1 protein-coding gene and 1 pseudogene are annotated in these 727 nt (G+C 45.1%); both read left to right on the top strand.

The features are described 5' to 3' along the window. Window positions 1-366, top strand: a 366-nt coding sequence (locus R7Z49_RS24815; protein WP_318112348.1) for a LuxR C-terminal-related transcriptional regulator, incomplete at its 5' end; no start/stop codon positions are given. 257 nt (window positions 367-623) lie between these two features. Further along, a pseudogene (locus R7Z49_RS24810) lies at window positions 624-727 on the top strand (UTP--glucose-1-phosphate uridylyltransferase); the annotation flags it as partial.

The following is a 727-nucleotide window of genomic DNA, read 5'->3' as shown; positions in this document are numbered from 1 at the left end:
CTGCTCGCCTTCGGTCAATTAAAAGGCTTGTTTTACAGCGAAGATTCTTTAGAACAAGTAGGCGAAGGACTGAAAGGCATTGTCAACGGGCAAAACTGGCTACCACGCAACGTAACCAGCCAACTGCTGCACTACTATCGAAATGTGATAAATACTCACACCGCGCCAGCAACCGTCGATCTCACCATTCGCGAACTGCAAGTGCTGCGTTGTCTGCAAGCTGGGGCATCGAATAGCCAGATGGCAGAAGAACTGTTTGTTAGCGAATTTACGATCAAGTCGCACCTGTATCAGATCTTTAAAAAGCTCTCAGTGAAAAACCGAGTTCAAGCCATTGCTTGGGCCGATCAAAACTTGATGTCTTAACCTTACATTCATGTATTAAGACGACTAATAGAACCAGAGATTACGAGCCCAGCGAGTCGAATAGTGAACACAACGAGAGAGTAAGTTTCCTGTTTATTGTTAGACATAGCTCCTCAACAGCGGCACGGCCTGACTGATCATGCTTTTTTCCGCACTGCGTCTCACATTTTTTCCTACTTTATTCATGATTCATGCGCGACTCTCGTGTTAAAGTGTTGCGCAGATTCTTGATAATGACGAGAAAGGATATTCCCCCAATGATTAAAAAATGTCTGTTCCCTGCTGCAGGCTATGGCACGCGCTTTCTTCCGGCGACAAAATCAATGCCAAAAGAAATGATGCCAGTAGTGAACAAACCGTT

Source organism: Vibrio sp. 1562 (genome assembly GCF_033340155.1).
Classification (GTDB): domain Bacteria; phylum Pseudomonadota; class Gammaproteobacteria; order Enterobacterales; family Vibrionaceae; genus Vibrio; species Vibrio alginolyticus.
This window is presented reverse-complemented; position numbering and strand designations above follow the sequence as displayed.